Source organism: Sphingomonas sp. S2M10, assembly GCF_012650175.1.
Taxonomy (GTDB): domain Bacteria; phylum Pseudomonadota; class Alphaproteobacteria; order Sphingomonadales; family Sphingomonadaceae; genus Sphingomonas.
Window position 1 is genome coordinate 1 of sequence record NZ_JAAILI010000079.1, and the last position, 18,442, is coordinate 18,442.

Below are 18,442 nucleotides of genomic sequence, written 5' to 3' on the forward strand. Positions count from 1 at the left end.
CCCTCCCACCGCCTGTCGGCGGCGGGCCCCTCCCTCCCCCGCAAGGGGGGAGGGGGAACAGTCACTCCGCCGCCTTCTTCGCCGGCGCCTTCTTGGCGGCAGGCTTCTTCGCCGCAGTCTTGGCGGCGGGCTTCTTCGCCGCCGTCTTCTTTGCCGGGGCCTTCTTCTTCCCCTTGACCGGGCCCTGCGCCGCCTTGGCGTCGATCAGCTGGGCGGCTTCCTCCAGCGTCAGCGCGTCCTTGTCGATCGTCTTGGGCAGCGTCGCGTTGGTCTCGCCGTCGGTGAGGTAGGCGCCGTAGCGGCCTTCCATCAGCTTGATCTCGGCATCGGTGCGCGGATGCTTGCCGAACACCTTCAAGGGCTCGCGTGCAGCACCGCGCGCCGGGCGCCCACCGCCCGCCGCCGCTTCGGCCAGCTTGACCACCGCCGCGTTCATGCCGGTCTCGAACACCTCGGCGGTCGACTGGAGCCGGGCGTATTTGCCGTCATGCGCCAGATACGGGCCATAGCGGCCGATCGACGCGGTGATCGGGTTGCCGGTCTCCGGATGGTTGCCGATGGTCCGCGGCAGCTTGAGCAGCTTGAGCGCCCATTCGAGATCGAGGTCGACGTCCTTCGGGATCGAGGCGCGCGCCGCATCCTTGCCCTCGCCGAGCTGGATATAGGGCCCGAACCGGCCCGACTTGCGCTCGACATTGAGCCCTGTCTCGGGGTCCTGGCCCAACACTTCCGGCCCGGTGTCCTCGCTTCCCTCGCCGCCCGGCTGGCCGAAGCGCCGCGTGTACTTGCACTCGGGATAGTTGGAGCACGCCACGAACGCGCCAAACCGGCCGCCGCGCAGCGCCAGCTTGCCGACGCCGCAATTCGGGCACAGGCGCGGATCGCTGCCGTCCGCCTTGGCGGGGAACAGATACGGCTCCAGAAACTGGTCGAGCGCCGCGGTGATGTCGGAGGGCTTCTGCTCCATCACCTCGGTGGTGCGCGGCTTGAAGTCGCGCCAGAAGGCCTCCAGCACCGCCTGCCACGCCGCGCGGCCGCCGGAGACGTCGTCCAGCTCCTCTTCCAGCTCGGCGGTGAAGTCGAACGACACGTACTTCTCGAAGAAGCGCTCGAGGAACGCCGTCAGCAGGCGGCCGCTCTCCTCGGCGAAGAAGCGGTTCTTCTCCACCCGCACATAGGCGCGGTCCTTGAGCACCTGGATGATCGAGGCATAGGTCGACGGACGGCCGATGCCGAGCTCTTCCAGACGCTTGACCAGCGAGGCTTCGGAGAAGCGCGGCGGCGGCTGGGTGAAGTGCTGCTCGGCATGGACCGCCTTCTTCGCGGGCGAGGCGCCTTCGCTCATGCGCGGCAGGCGGCGGCTGTCCTCGTCGCCCTCGTCGTCCTTGCCCTCTTCGTAGAGCGCGAGATAGCCGGGGAAGAGCACCACCTGGCCGGTGGCGCGCAGGCCGTGCTGGCCGGTGCCGTCCGCCAGATCCACCGTGGTGCGCTCCATGCGCGCCGAGGCCATCTGGCTGGCGAGCGCGCGCTTCCAGATCAGGTCGTAGAGCTTGGCATGGTCGCCCGAGCCCGCACGATCCTTGCTGAAATCGGTCGGGCGGATCGCCTCGTGCGCTTCCTGGGCGTTCTTCGCCTTGGTCTGGTACTGGCGCGGCTTGTCCGGCACGTAGCTGCCGTCATAGCGATCGGCCACCGCCTTGCGCGCCGCCTGGATCGCCGAGGGGTCCATCTGGACGCCGTCGGTACGCATGTACGTGATCGCGCCGTCCTCGTAGAGCGCCTGCGCGATCCGCATCGTGTGGCTGGCCGAGAAGCCGAGCTTGCGCGCCGCTTCCTGCTGCAGGGTCGAGGTGGTGAAGGGCGGCGGCGGGTTGCGCATCGCCGGCTTGGTCTCGACCGCGACGACGGTGAAGCGGCCTTCCTCGACCGCCTTCTTGGCCGCCTCGGCGCTGCCCTGGTCGCCGATCGACAGGCGATCGAGCTTCTCGCCCTTCCACTTGACCAGGCGGGCCTGGAACGGCGTGCCGTCCGATTCCATCTCCGCGATGACCGACCAATATTCCTGCGCGACGAAGCTCTCGATCTCGCGCTCGCGCCCGACGATCAGCCGCAGCGCCACCGACTGGACGCGGCCCGCCGACTTGGCGCCGGGCAGCTTGCGCCACAAGACCGGCGACAGGGTGAAGCCGACCAGATAGTCCAGCGCGCGGCGGGCGCGATAGGCGTCGATCAGGTCGGTATCCAGCTCGCGCGGGCGCTGCATCGCCTCGAGGATCGCCGGCTTGGTGATCGCGTTGAAGGTGACGCGCTCAACCTCCCTGGGCAGCGCCTTCTTGTTGCGCAGCACTTCCTGCACATGCCAGCTGATCGCCTCGCCCTCGCGATCAGGGTCGGTCGCGAGGATCAGGCGATCGGCCTTCTTGGCCTCGTCGGCGATCGCCTTCAGCTGCTTCGACTTGTCGGCATAGGTCTCCCACTCCATCGCAAACGATTCGTCGGGGTTCACCGACCCGTCGCGCGCCGGCAGATCGCGGACATGGCCATAGCTGGCGAGGACCCGATAGTCCTTGCCGAGATACTTCTCGATGGTTTTCGCCTTGGCGGGCGACTCGACGATGACAAGCTGCATGGGATCCGTGAATTTCCTTACGCGTACGCGTGTAAGGTGGGGACGGGAGCAAAGGCCCGTCAAGCGCGGCGCTTCTACAACGTCATGGCGACGACACAATGCGCAGTGATATTACGCATGGTTAACGACATGGGGAGGCTTTGATGCGCTACGTGATTCGAACGGCACTCGGCGTCGCGGCGCTGCTCCTTTCCACCCAGGCCTTCGCGCAGCACGGTCCCTGTACCAGCGGCGAGCTGACGCGCGTCCGCCTCTCCAAGCTCAAGCCTGGCGCAAGCATGGCCGATTTCCGCGCCGCGGTCGCCGCGCATGTCGACTGGTACAAGGCGCACGGCTTCAAGATCGACCAGCGCGTGGCACCGGTGCTCGTCGCCGCCCCGGGCGGCGACCCGATCGAGTCCAAGGACGAGGTGATGACCTTCGCGACCGGCGACAATGTGCCGCGCGACAAGCAGGATGCCGGCTGGGCAGCGTTCGTAGCCAAATACCGCGCCATTTCCGATCTGGTGATCGAAAAGGGCGTGTGCATGCCCGCCCAGTGACCCGATCGCCTCCCCCGGGCAGAGCGCCGGGGGAGGCCGACCGATTACGCCGGCTGGGCCGCGCGAATCCGCTCCAGCACCACGTCGATATCCGCGGCATCGTGGCGCTCGGGCACCCGCTGGTCTTCGGGCCCGGTGCCACGATTGACCAGGCGCCCGCGTCGCACCGGCTCGCGCTCGGCAATCTCGCCGGCCCAGCGCAGCAAGCTCGGATATTCCCCCGCGTTCAGAAACGCGTCCGCCCCCGGATAGGTCTCACCGCGCACTACCGCGCCGTACCAGGGGAAGATCGCCATGTCGGCGATCGTGTACGCTTCGCCCACCATGTAGCGGTGGCGCGCCAGATGGGTCTCCAATACGTGGAGCTGGCGCTTTGCCTCCATCGTGTAGCGGTCGATCGCATATTGGATCTTGATCGGCGCATAGGCGAAGAAATGGCCGAAGCCGCCGCCAAGGAACGGCGCGGAGCCCATCTGCCACATCAGCCAGCTGAGCGTCTGCGCGCGCTTGGCGGTATCGGTCGGCAGGAACGCGCCGAACTTCTCGGCGAGGTGGATCATCATCGCGCCGCTTTCGAAGATCGGCAGCGCCGGGGTGATCGACCGGTCGACCATCGCCGGGATCTTCGAATTGGGGTTGATCGCGACGAAGCCGCTGCCGAACTGGTCGCCCTCGCCGATGTTGATCTTCCAGGCGTCATACTCCGCGCCTTCATGACCCGCGGCGAGCAGTTCCTCGAGCAGGATCGTCACCTTCTGCCCGTTGGGCGTGCCGAGCGAATAGAGCTGGATCGGGTTGCGACCGACCGGCAGTTCCTTCTCGTGCGTCGCACCCGAGATCGGCCGGTTGATGTTGGCGAACTGGCCGCCATTGCCCGGCGCCCATTCCCACACCTGCGGGGGCACGTAGCCGGCGGGAAGATTGTTCGCGGGATCGGGTGCGTCGGCCATGCTGGTGTCTCCTCAGGGGATCTTGCCGGCGGCATGTAGGTGCCCGCCCGCCGCTTGCCAGCCCCATGCACGACACAGGGCCGGACGCAGCTTGTCGCCACGCCCGGCCCTGTATTCGGCAGTGCCGCGCTTACTTGAAGCGCAGGCCCACGCCGGCCATCACGCGCTGGCGCGCCGTGTTGTCGTTATACTGCGAACGGACATACTGGACGTTCGCGTAGAGCGGCATGCGGGCGTCTTCGCCGGTGAACGAATATTCGACGCCGCCACCGACCTGATAGCCGCTGGTGTTGAAGTGGTCGTAATAGCCGCCGGTCGGCGTATCGAGCCGCTTGCGCTGCTCGTTCACCACATAGCCGCCCTTGGCGAAGATCAGCAGCTGCGGCGTGGCGAGCACGCCGGCGCGCACCGCCGCGCCATATTCGTCGAACGACTTGTGGCACACGGTGCCGCCGCTGGCGCCCGAGCAATTCTCGTTCCACTCGTTGGCGCGCCAGTAGCTGCCCTCGGCGCCGATCACGATGCGATCGCCGATCTGGCCGTCGAAGCCGATGGTGCCGCCATAGCCGAACTTGTCGTTATGATTGCCCTGCGACTGGAACCGGTCGCCGCCGGCATTGGCTTCGATGCGGATGCCGCGGAAGCTGGTGCCGTTGGTGCTGGTGGTTTCCTGGGCCTGGGCGGCCGTGGCGGTGAAGCCGAGCGCCGCAATGGCGACGATGAACGCTGAACGCATACAGTACATCCCTTGAATTGGAGGGTTTTTCCAGTCGCGGTAACCCGCCAGCGCGAAAAGGTTTCCGCAGCGCGGCACAAATCCACGGCGACCGTGGCACAGATGCAACACCATGAAGATGGCACCGGGCCGTAGCGTCTGGCCTCGCCAGCGCCCCGCGCTTGCTCCCCGCGTGCGCAATGGGCAAAGGCCGGGCATGCCGTTCCGCCGCTCCACGATCCGCCGTTTCCAGCCGCTGCTGCTGGCAATTTTCGCGGTGCTCGCCTGCTATGCGCTGGCGCTGGTGCCGCGCGAGGTGCATCCGCTCGACCTCACCTTCAACTCGATGCTCGATCACCTGCTGCGCGGGCGGTTCGACGTCGATCCCGCGATCGTCGGCCGCGAGGGCTTCACGGTCGGCGGGAAGGTGATGGCCTATTGGGGGATCCTGCCCGCCCTGCTGCGGCTGCCCTTCACCCTGTTCCCCGGCTGGCGCACGCTGGACTTCACGATCGGCGCCTGCCTCGTCGCGCTGATCGGCATGGCCGCCACCAAGCTGTGGACGCTGCGCCTGATCCGCGCCGAACTGCCCGGCCTGCCGACATGGCTGGACAAGGCGATGACGGTGGTGCTGCTCCTCTCCGGCGCGCAGGTCTGCTTTCTCCGGCTCAGCCTCTACCAGGAAGTGTGCTTCTGGGCGGCGCTATGGGGGGCGCTGTTCGTCGCGGCGGCGATCCATGCGCAACTGCGCGGACTGGGGCGCGGCGCGTTGCTCGTCATGGCGCTGGCGGCGGGGCTGGCAATGCTGACGCGCGTGTCGCTCGGCATCGGCCTGGTCGCGGCGTTCGGCGGCGTGCTGCTGGTGGAGAGCCTGCGCCACCGCTCCGCGCTACGGGGATGGCTGGCGACGGCGATGGCGCCGCTCCTGCTGCTGGCGCTGCTGGGCGGCCTCACCGCGCTCGTCAATCTCGGCCGCTGGGGCAACCCGTTCACCTTCGCCGATTATCATCATTATAATTACAATGCCTGGTACCCCGATCGGCTGGTGCGCATGGCCGAGCAGGGGCTGTTCAACCTCCAGCGCATCCCGTTCGGCCTGGTCTATTACTTCGCGCCCCTGTGGGTGCTGCGCGGCGCCGATGGCCAGCTGCTGCTGGACGCCACCCGGTCCAAATGGATCGACGCGGCGGAACTGCCGCCCAGCAGCTTCCTGCTCACCGATCCGCTGCTGCTGGTGCTCGGCGGCCTTGCGATCGCGGGCTGGATCCGGCGAGGGTCCGCCGATCGAGCGCGCAACATCGCCATCGCGCTGGGCCTCGCCATCCCCGCCGGGTTGATGCTCTGCGCGGTCAGCATGAACTTTCGCTACCGGCTGGATTTCTACCCGCTGTTCGAGTTCCTCGCCTTTTCCGGGCTGATCCTCGCCGCCCGCGGCGGACGCGCACCGGGACCGCGCTGGACGGCGGTGCTGGCGACGCTGTCGGTCCTCGCCTCGCTGATCGTGGGGGCGGCTTATCTGGTCGGGCGGCTGGGGCCGGGCCAGCTGCTGATCGGCGACGGCGTGGGCGCCTATTATCTCCAGGCGTTCGGCTTGCGCTGAAACTAGCGGAGCGATACCCGCGCGCCGGCATGGCGATCCAGCCGGCCGGCCAGTTCGAGCTCGAGCAGCACCGTCTGCACCACCGCCGGCGTGCAACCCGACTGGCGGATCAGTTCGTCGACCCCCACCGGCACCGGGCCGAGCAGCGCCGCCACCCGCCGGCGATCGGCGTCGCTTGCGTCCTCCGGCGGCACCGCGCCGAACCGCCCGCCCGGCGCGCGCACGCCGCGCGCGTCGATCGGCCGTACCTGCTCCCAGATGTCCGCTGCCGACTGCACGAGGATGGCGCCTTCGCGGATGAGCAGATTGCATCCCTGCGCGCGCGGATCGAGCGGCGAGCCGGGCACCGCCATCACGTCCCGCCCCGCCTCCGCCGCGATTCGCGCGGTGATCAGGCTGCCCGATCGCGGCGCCGCCTCCACCACCACCGTACCCAGCGACAGGCCGGCGATGATGCGGTTGCGGGCCGGGAAGAAGCGCGCCAGCGGCTCGGTGCCCGGCGGCTGTTCGGTGACGAGCAGGCCCTGGCGCGCCACCCGTTCCTGCAATTCGGCATTTTCGGGCGGGAAGACGATGTCGATGCCGCTGGCGATCACGCCGACGGTGCCGCCCGCCAATGCGCCCTGATGGGCGGCGGTGTCGATTCCGCGCGCGAGCCCGGATACGACCGTCGCGCCCTGCTCGACCAGCCCGATCGCCAGCTGCCGCGCGAAGCGGCAGGCAGCCGCCGAGGCGTTGCGTGCGCCGACCATCGCCACGCACGGGCGCGCCAGCAGTGCGGCGTCGCCGCGCACGATCAACGCGGGCGGAGCATTTTCCAGCTCGGCAAGCAGGGGTGGATAGGCGGGATCGTCGAGGAACAGATAGCGGGCGCCCAGCCGCTCGACCGCGGCGATCTCGCGCCGCACCGCTCCGGCGTCCGCAATCTGCGGCGCCCGGCCGCCGCCGCGCGCGGCGAGCATCGGCAACGCCTCCAGCGCCGCTTCGGCCGAACCATAACGGGCGATCAGCTGGGCATAGGTGACGGGACCGACATTGGCGGAGCGCAGCAGTCTCAGCCGCGGCTCCCGCCCGTCAGCCACGCTTGCTGCCGACCCTGGGTTCGGCGCCGCTGAGCAGCCGATCGATATTCTCGCGATGCTTCCACAGCACGATCAGCGCGAGCGCGAGCAGCATCAGCACCAGATCGATGCGGCCGAAAAAGGCCGCGCTCACCGGCGCGCTGACCGCCGCCGCCATCCCCGACACCGAGGAGATGCGCACCGTCGCCAGCAGCCCCAGCCATACCGCGGCATAGACGAGGCCGGAGGGCCAGTAGAGCGCCAGCACCACGCCCATCAGCGTCGCCACGCCCTTGCCGCCGCGGAACTTGAGCCAGACGGGGTAGCAATGGCCGAGAAACGCGGCCGTCGCGGCGAGTGTGACCGTGCCGGGCAGAAACGCGGCCGCCAGCAGCACCGCCACCGCGCCTTTCGCCATGTCGAGCAGCAGCGTTGCCGCCGCCAGCCCCTTGCGGCCGGTCCGCAGCACGTTGGTCGCGCCGATATTGCCCGATCCGATCTGCCGCAGATCGCCCGCCCCTGCGGCGCGCGTCAGCAGCACCCCGAACGGGATCGAACCAAGCAGATAGCCGAGCAACAGGGCCCCGGCAGGGGCCATCCAAGGAACTTCCGTGGGCAAAGCGGCCCCCTTTCGTTCCCGCGTTTAGCCGCTTCCCTTGCCCGAACGCAATGACCTGCGTGCACGTGCAGACCCGCATGCGTTGACGGCGGCGGCAGGCCCCGGCAAGGGCGGCGCATGGCCGATCGTCGTCCCGTGCTGTTCTTCGATTCCGGTGTCGGCGGCCTGTCGGTGCTGGGACCGACTGCCGCGCTGCTGCCCCACGCGCCGCTGGTCTATGTCGCCGATTCGGCGGGCTTCCCCTATGGCACCAAAAGCGAGGCGGAGATCGCCGCGCGGGTGCCCGCGTTGCTCGGGCGTCTGGCGGAGCGCTATGATCCCCGGCTGATCGTGATCGCCTGCAACACCGCCTCGACGATCGCGCTCCAGCATGTCCGCGCCGCGCTCGACCTGCCGATCGTCGGCACGGTCCCTGCGATCAAGCCCGCGGCGGAGACCAGCCGCACCCGCGCGATCGGCGTGCTCGGCACCGCGGCAACGGTGCGCCAGCCCTATGTCGACGATCTCGCCGCACGCTTTGCGGGGGATTGCACCGTGCTGCGTCACGGCTCGTCCGCACTGGTCGAACTGGCCGAGGCCAAGCTGGCAGGCGAGACCATCGCACCGGAGGTCATCGCCAGTGAACTCGACGGCCTGTTTCACCAGCCTGGCGGCGACCGCATCGACGTGATCGTCAATGCCTGCACGCACTTTCCGCTGCTGGAAACGGAGATGCGCGCCGTGGCACCGACGGGCGTACAGTTCGTCGATGGCGGCCCCGGCATCGCCCGGCGAGTCGCATATCTGACGCGCGAGCAGAGCTGGGCCGCCGATCTGCCCCCCGGACGCGCCGTGTTCACCGCGCGCGACCATCGTGCCGATGCGCTCGTCCCGACCCTCGCCCGCTACGGACTCAGCCGGATCGAAACGCTGTAGGCGTCAGGCGAAATCGCCCAGCACCACCGCCGGATCGCGCGTTGTGAGCTTGGCGGTGTAGCGCTCCGCCATTTCCTGATGCACCCGGCGCGCACTGCTGTCGTCGCACAAGCGCGCGCGCTCCCGCTCCTGATGGGCGCGGCGCGCAAAATATTCGCTGTCGTTCCTAGCCATTGTCCGCTCTCCGATAGCAAGCGGGAGACAGATTCGCCTCTCAGCCGCGAACCTGCTTGAGCCCCGACTCGTCCGCGATTGCCTTGTTGTACCATGATCGCGGGCGCCGATCGCTAATCTCGCGCAATCGTCGATCAGCGCGATCGAGATTCCTCGTCAGCCATATGGGTGCGCAGCAGCCCGCCATCCCGTATGTCGCGAGGGAACGGAAAACCGCCGGACCCTGTGCGCGAAACACCGCGCACACTATACGGGGGTTCACGTGCTGGAATTGCTCGAAAACAAGGCGTAGAGAACGGACCCATGCAGCGCCAAGACGCCCCCGCCCCCGCGATCGACTATACGCGGGTCTTCACCCAGGCCATCGACCGCCTCCATGCCGAGGGGCGCTACCGGGTCTTCATCGACATTCTGCGCAACAAGGGGATGTTCCCCAATGCGCGCTGCTTCGCCGGGCATAACGGGCCGAAGCCGATCACGGTGTGGTGCTCGAACGACTATCTGGCGATGGGCCAGCATCCCAAGGTGATCGCGGCGATGGAAGAGGCGCTGCACGATGTCGGCGCCGGCTCGGGCGGCACCCGCAACATCGGCGGCAACACCCATTACCATATCGACCTGGAGCACGAGCTTGCCGATCTGCACGGCAAGGAGAACGCGCTGCTGTTCACCTCGGGCTATGTCTCGAACGAGGCGACGCTGTCGACGCTCGCCAAGGTGATGCCGGGCTGCATCGTCTATTCGGACGAGCTCAACCACGCCTCGATGATCGCCGGCATCCGCAATTCGGGCTGCGAGAAGCGCGTGTGGCGCCACAATGATCTCGCGCATCTCGAAGAACTGCTGGCGGCCGACGATCCCGCGTTGCCCAAGCTGATCGCGTTCGAGAGCGTCTATTCGATGGACGCCGACATCGCGCCGATCGCCGAGATTTGCGACCTGGCCGACAAGTACAACGCGCTGACCTATCTCGACGAGGTCCATGCCGTCGGCATGTACGGCCCGCGCGGCGGCGGCATCTCGGATCGCGAGGGTCTCGCCGACCGGCTGACGATCATCGAGGGCACGCTGGGCAAGGCGTTCGGCGTGATGGGTGGCTATATAGCCGCCGACCAGGTGATCATCGACGTGATCCGCAGCTATGCGCCGGGCTTTATCTTCACCACCTCGCTGTCGCCGGTGCTCGTCGCCGGCGCGCTGGCGAGCGTGCGCCACCTGAAGGCCTCCAGCGTCGAGCGCGAGGGCCAGCAGGCCGCCGCGGCCACGCTCAAGCGGCTGATGGGCGAGGCCGGGCTGCCCGTGCTGCCGTCGACCACCCACATCGTGCCGCTGATGGTGGGCGATCCGGTGAAGGCCAAGAAGATCAGCGACGTGCTGCTCGCCGAATATGGCGTGTACGTGCAGCCGATCAATTACCCCACGGTTCCGCGCGGGACGGAGCGCTTGCGCTTCACCCCCGGCCCCTCGCACGACGAGGCGATGATGCGCGAGCTGGTCGACGCCCTGGTAGAGATCTGGGGAAGGCTGGAACTGCGGCTGGCGGCGTAAGCGCCGTCAGTCGAGGGTGATCCGGCCACCGAGGCCGGGCACGTCCATCGGCTGGCCGAACGGCATGATCGTCGCATCGTCATAGGCGGTCCCGCTCGCGTTCAGCACGAAGCAGTGCGTCACGCGCGCTACGCTATCGACGACCCAATAGGCCGGAATACCTGCGCTACCATATTCGTCCCGTTTCTCGCCGAGGTCGCGCTTCTGCGTCGACTCTGCCACCTCGATCGCAAACAGCACGTCCTCGCCACGCAGCACCTTTTGCGGCAGCGCGCCAGGGTGCAGGACAGCGATATCGAAAGCGCGGACCGTATGCGCATCGATGCGAATGACGACATCCGCGCCCGCTTTCGTCCCCGCAGCCTGCACGAGGGGGAAAAGCAGCCCGATGAGGCGCGCGTTCAGCTCGCCATGCGACCAGTCGGCCGGCATCATCTTCTCGATTTCCCCCCGCACCAGCTCCGCGCGCATGTCCTCGAACGCCCCCAGTTCGAGCATGTGCAGGAAATCGTCCGCCGTAAACGGCGACGCCCACTCCTTGTTGGAGGCGAGGCGAACCTGCTGATTCATCGACCTTGGTATAGCACGGCCCGCAGGCTCGATGCGATAGCGCTCAGGCCGGCCGCCGCAGCACCGCGCTCCAAGTATAGCCGCGCAGCGACGAGCGGAACGCGGCCGTCATCCCCTGCTCCGCCGCAATCCCCTCCACCACCGCGCGAAGGTCGGCGCGAGGGTAGACGTGGAAGGCGTTGAGTTCCTTGAAGTGGAACCGCTTGGCGAAACCCGGCAGGCGTTCATACTGGCCGAAATCGACGATGTGCAGGCTGCCGCCCGGCGCCAGCGCCTTGGCGCCAAGCGCGATCGCCTCTTTCCACGGCGGGATCATCGACAGCGTGTAGCTCATGAACACCCGGTCGACCTGTTCGAGCCCGAACAGGGTTTGCACGTCGAACGCGCCTGCATCGCCCTGCGCCAGCGTGATCTTGGTCGAAAGCTCGTGCTTGGCCACGGATTTGCGCGCGGTGTCGAGCATCGCCTCGCTGATGTCGAAGCCGTGGAAGCGCGCGTTGGGCCAGCGCTTCGCCGCAACGATCAGGTTGCGCGCGGTGCCGCAGCCGACCTCGAGCACCGTGCCGCCCGGCGGCGGCGCAAGCTCGCGGATCAGCCGGTCGCGGCCGAGCAGATAGAATTTGCGCGTGAGATCGTAGAAGTGGCGATGGAGCGCATAGGTCGCATCCATCAGCCCCTTCTGATCGGCAGCCCCGGCCTTGGCGCTCATGCGTGCGGCTTCAGCGTCCAGACATGGGTCGCGCCGTACACCGACGAACGGTCGCGGCGGGTCCAGTCGTCGAGCTTGGCCTGGTCCTCATATTCCCACTGGTTCATCAGCTCGTCGGGGATATGGCCGCGCACCACGTCGGGCACCGCCGCCGTGCGGTAGAGCACGCGCGCGCCGGGCTTGGCGGTGCGGGTGATCTCGGTCCAGATGCGGGTCAGCTGCTCGTCGGTCATCCAGTCCTGCGCGTCGAGCAGGATGTAGCGATCGAGCGACTGGGCCGGCATCGACTCCAGATAATCGGCATAGTTGGTGTGGCGGATCTCGACGCGGTCGGCGCGGTCGCGCACCAGCTCGTAGTTCTTGCGCTCGAGATAGGGCGGCAGCGGCGCCCCCTCATGCTCGCCATAGCCGCGGCCGAACGCCTGCCAAGCGTAGTAATTGTCCTTGAGGTCGAAATCGCAGGCGAGCTTGCGCAGGCGGCTGCGCAGCGCGCCGGTGATGCCTTCCTGGTCGTCCACCTTGAGCAGGTCGTACTGCGCCGGCGGGATGCCGAAGCCGAACAGGGCGGCGGGCTGGTCGACCATCCAGCGCAGCAGCTTCTTGTCGAAGAACGGCGCGAAGCGCGTCTCGAAGATGTGGCGCTGCTCCTCGATGGTCTTCGCGGCGAGGATTTCCTTGGGGTCGATGCCGTAGCGATGGCCCAGCCAGTGGACGAAGCCGATCAGCCGGCCGAGCAGGCCCTGGCGATAGAAGCCGGTCTTGAAGCCGTTGATCCGGCGCACGCCGTTGGGTGCGCGGCCTTCCCAATAGGCGCGGGCGCTATCGTCGAGATGCCCGCGCAGATGGGTCTTGTAGGCGTCGATGTTCTCGGGCCGGTTGGCCAGCCCGAAGAAGCGATGGAAGGACTCATAGTCCGGCAGCCGCAGCGCGGCCTGCTGCTTGAGCTTGTTGAGCGCGATATGCGCGGGGTTGAGGTCCACCGCGGTGATCTTCGCGGGGTTCGCCGTCAGGTAGGAGAAGACGTTGCAACCGCCCGAGGCGATGGTGACGATATGGCTGTCCGGCGTGATCTGCAGCGCTTCCATGTCGATCACCGGGTCTTCCCAGATCTGCGCATAGACCAGGCCCCGGAACGCGAAGGTGAAGGCGCGTTCGAGGATGCCTTCCTTCGAAAGATGCTCGTGGCGGTGCACCGCACCGCGAACCGCATCGTTCTTCGGCGACTTGGCGATAGATGGCATTCGAAACGACTCCCGGCGAACCAGCCCGCCCGACGCATCGCCGAACAAGCTCCCCACCCCCCTGTGACAAAAGCTTTGCAGCCTTGTGACACTGCCCTTGGGAAATCAATCCTTCGTCAAGGGCCGGGCGGCAAAGCGGCCGCGCTTCGCGCCGCGTTGGAAAAGGACGGATCGTGCAACCTTCCGGGCCGCTTGACCGAACCTATATCGACGCTGTCCCAAAGAAAGGTTCGCCATGCCGATCCATCGCCGCCAGTTCCTCGCTGCCAGCACGACCATCGCCGCGCTGCCGCTGTTCGCTTGCGGAAACGCACCCGCTGCACCGCTGCCGGACTTCCCTTTCAAGCTGAGCGATGCCGAATGGAAGAAGAAGCTGAGCCCGGCGGCCTATAATGTGCTGCGCAACGGCGGCACGGAATACCCCTTCACCAGCCCGCTCAACAAAGAGCATCGCAAGGGCGTGTTCGCCTGCGCCGGCTGCGCGCTGCCGCTGTTCGCCTCCGCCACCAAGTTCGACAGCGGTACCGGCTGGCCCAGCTTCTATGCGCCGCTGGACAATGCGGTGGTGACACGGGGCGATCGCAGCCTGGGGATGGAGCGCACCGAAGTCCTGTGCCGCCGCTGCGGCGGCCATCTCGGCCATGTCTTCAACGACGGGCCGAAGCCGACCGGCAAGCGCTATTGCATGAACGGGGTGGCGCTGCGCTTCACGCCGCGCGCGTAATCAGTTCGACGCGATCTGGGTCAGCGTCGGCAGGCTGAGTGCGGCGACCTGGACATTGGCCCAGTCGTTCTCCGGAGCCGAACCCGGATAGATGAAGCCGTTGACCGGATAGGCCGAGATGCCGAGGCCGCCGATGCGACCGTACCATACGCGCACTTCGCTCCAGTCGCCGTTCGCCGACACGTCTACCGCGCGAACGTCGCGCTCGACGGCGCCGGGGGTCGACCAGTTGGCATGGGTCAACAGCACTTCGCGCGGGCTGATCACCTGCGACACCATTGCGACATGCCCCATCGGCATGCGGGCGGTACGCTGGAACGACATCACGGCGCCGATCTTGGGGGTCTCGCCACGCTGATAACGGCCGGCGGCCTGTTCCCACCACGTCCAGGCATTGCCGCGAAGCTCTACGCCCGAGGCCTGGCGCGCGAAGGTGACGCACTGCCAGAAGGTGCCCTTCGCCTGTGCGGGAATGACAGTCATCAGGGCGCACGCCGCCATCAGCGCGAAACGCGCTGCGAAACGAGTGAACATCTTCAAGACCCCCCGGTCAGGAAAGGAAGTGGTTGAGGGTTGCTAGCCAAACTATAGGACGGCCGTACAGCCCTGCGGCCCGTCGATCCGACGAACCGTTGGAATGGGCCGACGAGGTGCGCTGAACCGTTTCTGAACCGCCGGAACCATTTTCGAGCGCGTTTCGCCACGCGATGCGCAACCGATTGCCCACTTTGGGTCAGGCATGGGGCTGTACGTAAAAATACGTCGCCAATTCAGCGGCCTAAGGATGTTCCCTTAGCGTCATCGTTTCGTCGCAAACCGATGTTGCGTCGCAGCACATTTTAGGTTCCAATGCTCGTGGGGATACGGAGGGGGTCATTAAGCTCTGCGTTAACCAGTGCGGAGCATGATCCTTCCCACGGGCCAAAAGGAACCGAGCGGGAGACGTTAGAATGGCTGCACGAGCAAAGCCGGCCGAAGGTGCAATGACGCTGGCAGAGATGAAGGAATTCGCGGGCTTCGCCGCCGGTACCCAGCGCTACGTACGCCGGTCGCTCGACGTGGGCCTGGAACGCGACGACGCGCTCTCGCGCTGGTCGCGGGACGTGGTCGAAGCCGCGAGCATCCGCGCCCAGGCACGCGTCTACGAGCGGCTGAAGGACATTCGCACGCTGCTGCCCAATGACAGCGACCTCGGCGCGATCGAGCCGTTCATGGCGCCGCTGGTGACGCTTTCGGCGTTCGACCTCGGCCAGGGCCGGCTGACCAGCTTCTCGGCCTATCGCTTCCTGTACGAGCGGCTGCTCGGCGCGGAAGTGCGGCCGTGGCTGCCGGCGGCCTTCTGCTCGGCCTCGGCGCTGCCGCATCTCCATCCGGACCTGCGTCGCAAGCTGCTCCAGTCGATCAGCGAAGCTGCCGCGACCGCCTCGGGCTGGTCGAACCGCCAGCCGAGCTTCTTCCCGCAATGGGTCGAGAAGATCGACACCAACGCCCTGCCGAACTGAGATCTTCTTTGCGGAAGTGCGCGTGGCGCACTTCCGGGCGGCACCGGCCCTCTCCCCCACCCGGCCACCCACAAGATCCTGCCGCTGGGTGGCCGGGTTGGGGAGAGGGCCGGTACCGCAACCGCGCCGAAGGCGCCAAAAGCCGTCAGCGGCACGCCCGCCACCCCATCTCGCCGCGTGCAGCCTGGTCGAGATGGAGGTGGTCGCGGTGGGCGGCGTTATAGTCAGGCGACAGCACCGTCGCGAACAGCCGGCAGGCGCCGTCCCGCACCGCGCGCAGGAAGGCCGGCTTGCCCCCTTCCCCCTTCCAGTCCCCCAGCACGCTCACCCGCCGGCCATCCGCGAGGACGAAGGCGGCGATGTCGACGGCATTGGCCTTGGCGTGCTCGCTCCAGTCGCCCGTGCTGCGGCCATACATGCGCCGGCACGAATAGCTGCCGAAATGCTCGATCCGCACGACGCGGGATCCCAACAGCTTCTGCGCCTCGGGCTGGACGATGTTCCATTCCCACAGCGCCAGCCCCGCCGCCACCGGACAGGCGGTGCCGAGCGAGGCCGGGCTGAAGGCGATCGTCCGCGATCCGCCGCTGGTGAAGCGCACGCCATCGGCATAGCCGCATTCCCCTTGCCGCTGCACCGGTGCCAGCTTCTCGTAGCGCACCCCCGCCTGGGTGAGCAGCGCGCGGCACTGGGCACCGTCCGCACCCAGCCCTGCCAGCTTGCGCCCGGTGAAGGCGCCGATCGGCTGCGACAGGTCGAGCGGGGTCCAGGGCAGGTCCTGCGGGCGGCTGCGCGTCCACATCAGCAGCAGCAGCGCGCCGCCGGCGAGCAGCGCGAATATGATCAGTACCCAGATGGTCTGCTTCAGCGCCTTCATGCGCGCACCGCCCGGTCCATCCGCTCGGCGGTGACCGGGTAGCCGAACCCTTCCGGAATGCACAGCCAGTCGACGCCGTCGCGCGACTCGACGAAGGGGGTGATCGGCACGATCGGAAAGCTCCCGGCATGGGCCATCGCCGAGTCGAAACCGTCGAACAGCGCCAGCCGTTCCAGATTGCGCCGGGTGGGGTAGATCAGCGTTGCCTCGCCCCGATCGGCGGCGCCCAGCGCCGCCTGCGCCGTACTCCAGCACAGCCGGACATTCTCGCTGCCATCGACCTGCGGATCGGCCCCTTCGGGCGCGCGGGCGAGATAGAAGCGGGTGTCGAACACCCGGTGCGGCAGGCCATGGGGCAGCCACCGGGCGAAGGGGACCAGCACGTCGAGGTCGAGGGCGAGGCCTGCCTCCGCCAGCAGTTGCGCAAACGGCGCACCGCCATGGAGCCCCGCCCGCAGGGTGGCGAGGGTATCGGGATCGCAGGGGAGGCCCAGCGCCAGCCCGGCTTCCTCGATCGTCTCGCGGATCGCCGCGACTCGCGCCGCCGCATCGTCATGGCTGTCCGCCAGGAGGTGATCGCCCGGATCGATCCGGCCGCCGGGAAACACCAGCGCGCCGCCGGCGAACGCCATCGCCCGCGACCGTTCGACCATCAGCAGCTCGGGCGGCCCGCTGCCCGTGTCGCGCATCACGATCACGGTGGCGGCGGGGATGGCTTCGGCTTGCGACATCGCGCCGGCTCTACGCCCGGCGCGCCCCGCTTACCAGCCTGGGGCAATCGCCTATGCGCTCTACCCCTCCCCCCTCGCGGGGGAGGGAGGGGCCCGCCGCCGAAGGCGGTGGGAGGGAGAGGGGGGCGATTTGCAGCGCAAATCGCGCGGCGCTTCGCGCCGCTCACCCTCTCCAAGCTTCGCTAGGCAGCACGCTGCCAAGCTACGCTATCCTCCACCGTCAAGGGGGAGGATCGGCACCCTTGTGCGGCCAAATTCTAATCCAATCGCCCTGCTTACCAGCCGGAGGCGCGCAGGCGCAGGCGGAACACCTGATCGCTGGAGGTGATGAACAGCGTCTTCCCGTCCTCGCCGAAGCAGCAGTTCGCCGCCTTCTTGCCGGTCGAGATCAGCCCCAGCCGCCGCCCGTCCGGCGCCACGACATGGATGCCGCCCGGGCCGCTGGCATAGAGATGCCCGCTCGCTGCCACCTTCATCCCGTCCGGATGCCCCGGGAGTCCCTGCGCCGCACCGGCACGGTGATCGAGGAACAGCTTGCGGCCGGTCGCGAGGCCGTCGTCTCCCAGGCTGTACGCCCAGGTGAACAATGCCGCATCGTCCGAGACCGACACGTACAGCGTGCGCTGGTCCGGCGACAGGCCGATGCCGTTGGGCCGGGTGAGCTTCGATTCGATCAGATGCACCGTGCCGTTCGGATCGAGCCGATAGACGCCGTTGAACGGCAGCTCCTTCATCGGCGACTGGTCGCCCTCGGTGAAGCCATAGGGCGGATCGGTAAAGTAGATCGCGCCGTTCTTCGCCTGCACCAGATCGTTGCAGCTGTTGAAGCGCTTGCCCTCGTACCGGCCGGCGAGGATCGTCTTCTGCTTGGTCTCCAGGTCCACCGCCGCGATGGCGCGGGTGCCGCTGTCGGCGATCAGCAGCTCGCCCTTGCGGCCCTGGATCATCCCGTTCGATCCCGCCTCGCGCACCCCCTTGGGGATCGGCCCGGCGAGCCCAGAGGGCACGAGGAACGGCTTGGTCTCCTTGCCGTCCCAGCGATAGGCGATGTTCGCCGGCACGTCGGAGAACAGCAGATAGCTGCGATCGAACGCGCTCGCCCCGCCCAGAGCGCCGCCGGTCACCGCGCCGTCTCGGATCCATACCGGCCCCTCGGCCCATTGGATGCCGCTGGCGATCACCTCGAGCGGCGATTCGACGTCGAGCAACGCGTCGAGCTCGGGATCCAGCCGGGTGATCGTCCCCGCCCCCGCCGCGCGGGCGATGCCCGGCAGCAGCGGCAGCGCGGCGAGGCCGCCGAGCAGGGTGCGGCGGGTGGTGGCGAGCATGGTCAGG

19 protein-coding genes are annotated in these 18,442 nt (G+C 67.8%); 6 read left to right on the forward strand and 13 right to left on the reverse strand.

Annotated features, from left to right (window positions below):
- Nucleotides 1-61: 61 nt before the first annotated feature.
- Nucleotides 62-2,629 carry a type I DNA topoisomerase gene (gene topA / locus S2M10_RS18810; protein ID WP_168847412.1) on the reverse strand — a complete coding sequence of 856 codons (2,568 nt, stop codon included), beginning with the start codon at nt 2,627-2,629 and terminating at the stop codon, nt 62-64.
- A gap of 143 nt (nt 2,630-2,772) precedes the next feature.
- Here topA and S2M10_RS18815 point away from each other — a divergent pair, with 143 nt between their 5' ends.
- On the forward strand, nt 2,773-3,171 hold the full coding sequence (locus S2M10_RS18815; protein WP_168847413.1) for a hypothetical protein: 399 nt from the start codon (nt 2,773-2,775) through the stop codon (nt 3,169-3,171).
- A 44-nt stretch (nt 3,172-3,215) separates the two neighbouring features.
- Here S2M10_RS18815 and yghU read toward each other — a convergent pair whose 3' ends face one another.
- Nucleotides 3,216-4,121, reverse strand: a complete 906-nt coding sequence (gene yghU, locus S2M10_RS18820) for a glutathione-dependent disulfide-bond oxidoreductase (RefSeq protein WP_168847414.1) — start codon at nt 4,119-4,121, stop codon at nt 3,216-3,218.
- A gap of 130 nt (nt 4,122-4,251) precedes the next feature.
- Nucleotides 4,252-4,857: an outer membrane beta-barrel protein gene (locus S2M10_RS18825; protein ID WP_168847415.1), complete on the reverse strand. Its 606-nt coding sequence runs from the start codon at nt 4,855-4,857 to the stop codon at nt 4,252-4,254.
- A gap of 196 nt (nt 4,858-5,053) precedes the next feature.
- Here S2M10_RS18825 and S2M10_RS18830 point away from each other — a divergent pair, with 196 nt between their 5' ends.
- Nucleotides 5,054-6,436 (forward strand): hypothetical protein, encoded by a 1,383-nt coding sequence (locus tag S2M10_RS18830; protein ID WP_168847416.1) that lies wholly within the window; start codon nt 5,054-5,056, stop codon nt 6,434-6,436.
- Nucleotides 6,437-6,438: 2 nt separating this feature from the next.
- On the opposite strand, the gene dprA is transcribed toward S2M10_RS18830, so the two are convergent.
- Together dprA and plsY are read right to left on the reverse strand one after the other, a co-directional pair.
- Nucleotides 6,439-7,518 (reverse strand): DNA-processing protein DprA, encoded by a 1,080-nt coding sequence (dprA, locus tag S2M10_RS18835; protein WP_168847417.1) that lies wholly within the window; start codon nt 7,516-7,518, stop codon nt 6,439-6,441.
- Nucleotides 7,511-8,095, reverse strand: coding sequence for a glycerol-3-phosphate 1-O-acyltransferase PlsY (gene plsY, locus S2M10_RS18840; protein ID WP_168847418.1), 585 nt, complete (start codon nt 8,093-8,095; stop codon nt 7,511-7,513). The genes dprA and plsY overlap by 8 nt, the downstream gene beginning before the upstream one ends.
- Before the next feature lie 138 nt (nt 8,096-8,233).
- Here plsY and murI point away from each other — a divergent pair, with 138 nt between their 5' ends.
- Complete coding sequence (murI, locus tag S2M10_RS18845; RefSeq protein WP_168847419.1) at nt 8,234-9,031, forward strand: glutamate racemase; 798 nt, start codon at nt 8,234-8,236, stop codon at nt 9,029-9,031.
- Nucleotides 9,032-9,034: 3 nt separating this feature from the next.
- Here the strand turns inward: murI and S2M10_RS18850 are convergent, their stop codons facing one another.
- On the reverse strand, nt 9,035-9,205 hold the full coding sequence (locus S2M10_RS18850) for a hypothetical protein (RefSeq protein ID WP_168847420.1): 171 nt from the start codon (nt 9,203-9,205) through the stop codon (nt 9,035-9,037).
- Between the two features lie 303 nt (nt 9,206-9,508).
- Here S2M10_RS18850 and hemA point away from each other — a divergent pair, with 303 nt between their 5' ends.
- Nucleotides 9,509-10,753 carry a 5-aminolevulinate synthase gene (gene hemA, locus S2M10_RS18855; protein ID WP_168847421.1) on the forward strand — a complete coding sequence of 415 codons (1,245 nt, stop codon included), beginning with the start codon at nt 9,509-9,511 and terminating at the stop codon, nt 10,751-10,753.
- A gap of 6 nt (nt 10,754-10,759) precedes the next feature.
- Here hemA and S2M10_RS18860 read toward each other — a convergent pair whose 3' ends face one another.
- The 3 genes from S2M10_RS18860 to S2M10_RS18870 are packed head-to-tail and all read right to left on the reverse strand — an operon-like array spanning nt 10,760 to nt 13,273.
- Nucleotides 10,760-11,323, reverse strand: a complete 564-nt coding sequence (locus S2M10_RS18860) for a Uma2 family endonuclease (protein WP_168847422.1) — start codon at nt 11,321-11,323, stop codon at nt 10,760-10,762.
- Nucleotides 11,324-11,366: 43 nt separating this feature from the next.
- Complete coding sequence (locus S2M10_RS18865) at nt 11,367-12,032, reverse strand: class I SAM-dependent methyltransferase (RefSeq protein WP_168847423.1); 666 nt, start codon at nt 12,030-12,032, stop codon at nt 11,367-11,369.
- Nucleotides 12,029-13,273, reverse strand: a complete 1,245-nt coding sequence (locus S2M10_RS18870) for a DUF3419 family protein (RefSeq protein WP_168847424.1) — start codon at nt 13,271-13,273, stop codon at nt 12,029-12,031. The genes S2M10_RS18865 and S2M10_RS18870 overlap by 4 nt, the downstream gene beginning before the upstream one ends.
- A gap of 235 nt (nt 13,274-13,508) precedes the next feature.
- Here S2M10_RS18870 and msrB point away from each other — a divergent pair, with 235 nt between their 5' ends.
- The gene (msrB, locus tag S2M10_RS18875; protein ID WP_211091145.1) at nt 13,509-13,997 is read left to right on the forward strand and encodes a peptide-methionine (R)-S-oxide reductase MsrB; all 489 of its coding nucleotides are present in this window, start codon (nt 13,509-13,511) and stop codon (nt 13,995-13,997) included.
- Here the strand turns inward: msrB and S2M10_RS18880 are convergent, their stop codons facing one another.
- Nucleotides 13,998-14,531, reverse strand: a complete 534-nt coding sequence (locus S2M10_RS18880; RefSeq protein ID WP_247650914.1) for a CHAP domain-containing protein — start codon at nt 14,529-14,531, stop codon at nt 13,998-14,000.
- Between the two features lie 416 nt (nt 14,532-14,947).
- Here S2M10_RS18880 and S2M10_RS18885 point away from each other — a divergent pair, with 416 nt between their 5' ends.
- The gene (locus tag S2M10_RS18885) at nt 14,948-15,499 is read left to right on the forward strand and encodes a hypothetical protein (protein WP_168847425.1); all 552 of its coding nucleotides are present in this window, start codon (nt 14,948-14,950) and stop codon (nt 15,497-15,499) included.
- Nucleotides 15,500-15,644: 145 nt separating this feature from the next.
- On the opposite strand, the gene S2M10_RS18890 is transcribed toward S2M10_RS18885, so the two are convergent.
- The 3 genes from S2M10_RS18890 to S2M10_RS18900 all read right to left on the reverse strand — a co-directional run bounded on the left by S2M10_RS18890 (nt 15,645) and on the right by S2M10_RS18900 (nt 18,435).
- The gene (locus S2M10_RS18890) at nt 15,645-16,376 is read right to left on the reverse strand and encodes an extensin family protein (protein ID WP_168847426.1); all 732 of its coding nucleotides are present in this window, start codon (nt 16,374-16,376) and stop codon (nt 15,645-15,647) included.
- On the reverse strand, nt 16,373-17,107 hold the full coding sequence (locus S2M10_RS18895) for an NUDIX hydrolase (RefSeq protein ID WP_168847427.1): 735 nt from the start codon (nt 17,105-17,107) through the stop codon (nt 16,373-16,375). The genes S2M10_RS18890 and S2M10_RS18895 overlap by 4 nt, the downstream gene beginning before the upstream one ends.
- A gap of 275 nt (nt 17,108-17,382) precedes the next feature.
- On the reverse strand, nt 17,383-18,435 hold the full coding sequence (locus S2M10_RS18900) for an SMP-30/gluconolactonase/LRE family protein (protein WP_168847428.1): 1,053 nt from the start codon (nt 18,433-18,435) through the stop codon (nt 17,383-17,385).
- Between the last annotated feature and the right edge of the window lie 7 nt (nt 18,436-18,442).